The 1,972-nt window shown below is 70.2% G+C and carries 1 protein-coding gene; it reads right to left on the bottom strand.

Translation table 11 applies throughout. The features are described from left to right. On the bottom strand, positions 1–1,972 hold a 1,972-nt coding region (locus AE652_RS40380), incomplete at both ends, for an ATP-binding protein (protein ID WP_159028713.1).

The raw sequence follows: 1,972 nt of genomic DNA on the forward strand, positions 1-1,972 counted from the left end.
CTGCGCCGGCGCTCCACCGCGCCGCGGCGGCGCTCCTCGGCCAGTTCGCGGACCTCCTGGGCCCAGTGGTCGGCCGGGTTCTCGCCGACCGGCACCGGCAGGCCCACCGGGGTCACCCCGACCGAGGCCCGCGGCGCCAGGCTGCCCGGAGCGCCCTGGCGCGGGTCGCCGACGGGCTCCGGGGCCTCGGTGCGCAGCGGCAGGTAGAGCGTGAAGGTCGAGCCCTTGCCCAGCTCGCTCTCGGCGTGGATCTCGCCGCCGAGCAGCCGGGCGATCTCCCGGCTGATGGACAGGCCGAGGCCGGTGCCGCCGTACTTGCGGCTGGTGGTGCCGTCGGCCTGCTTGAACGCCTCGAAGATCTCCCGCAGCTTGTTGTCGGGGATCCCGATGCCGGTGTCGGAGACCGAGAAGGCGATCAGCTCGTCGTCCGGGCCCTGGATCGAGCCGGACTCCAGCAGCCGCTCGCGCACGTGCTGCGGGACCTCCCGGCCGGCCTGGCGGATCGAGAAGTCGACGGCTCCGGCGTCGGTGAACTTCACCGCGTTGGAGATCAGGTTGCGCAGCACCTGCTGGAGCCGCTGCTCGTCGGTGTGCAGGGTGACCGGCAGGGCGGGCGAGACCCGGACGGCGAAGTCCAGGTTCTTGTCCAGCGCGACCGGCTGGAAGGTGGCCTCGACGTAGTCGACCAGCTGGACCAGGGCGATTCGGGCCGGGCGGACGTCCATCTTCCCGGCCTCGACCTTGGACAGGTCGAGGATGTCGTTGATCAGCTGGAGCAGGTCGGAGCCCGCGCCGTGGATGGTGTCGGCGAACTCGACCTGCTTGGGCGAGAGGTTGCCCTCGTTGTTGTCGGAGAGCAGCTTGGCCAGGATCAGCAGCGAGTTGAGCGGGGTGCGCAGCTCGTGCGACATGTTGGCGAGGAACTCGCTCTTGTACCGGGAGGCCAGGGCGAGCTGCTCGGCGCGCTCCTCCAGGACCTGCCGGGCCTCCTCGATCTCGCCGTTCTTGATCTCGATATCGCGGTTCTGCTGGGCGAGTTGCTCGGCCTTCTCCTGCAACTCCTCGTTGGTGCGCTCCAGTTCCTCCTGGCGGGCCTCCAACTCGGCGGACCGCATCGAGAGTTCGGCGGTCAGCCGCTGGGACTCCAGCAGCAGGCCCTCGGTCTTGGTGTTGACGCTGATGGTGTGGACGGTGACGCCGATCAGGTCGGCGATCTGGTTCAGGAAGTCCAGCGCGACGGTGGTGAAGGAGCTGAAGGTGGCCAGCTCGATCACGCCCAGCAGCCGGCCCTCGAACAGCACCGGCAGCACCACGATGTGGGCCGGGGAGGCCTCGCCGAGGCCGGAGGCGATCTTCAGGTACCCGGGCGGCGCCTCCTTGAGGATGATCGCCCACTTCTCCACCGCGGCCTGGCCGATCAGCGACTCGCCGGGCCGGAAGGTGGTCGGCATAGCCCGCCGCTGGTAGCCGTAGCTGCCGATCAGGCGCAGCACGGTGTCGTTCTCGTCGTCGTCCTCGGTGATCAGCTCGGCGGTGCGGCCGGCCGGCTGGGCGAGGAAGAAGGCGCCGTGCTGGGCCGAGACCACCGGGGTCAGCTCGGTCATGATCAGCGAGGCGACGGCCTCCAGGTCCCGGCGGCCCTGGAGCAGGCCGGAGATCCGGGCCAGGTTGGTCTTGAGCCAGTCCTGCTCCTGGTTGGTGCGGGTGGTCTCGCGCAGGTTGGCGATCATCTGGTTGATGTTGTCCTTGAGCTCGTCGAGCTCGCCCGCGGCGTCCACGTCGATCCGCAGGCTCAGGTCGCCCCTGGTGACCGCGGTGGCGACCTGGGCGATCGCGCGCACCTGCCGGGTCAGGTTGTTGGCCAGTTCGTTCACCGACTCGGTGAGGTCCTGCCAGGTGCCGTCCACGCCGGGTACCCGGGCCTGGCCGCCGAGCCGTCCGTCGGTGCCCACCTCGCGGGCGACCCGGGTGA

It is taken from the genome of Kitasatospora sp. MY 5-36 (assembly GCF_001182915.1).
Classification (GTDB): domain Bacteria; phylum Actinomycetota; class Actinomycetes; order Streptomycetales; family Streptomycetaceae; genus Kitasatospora.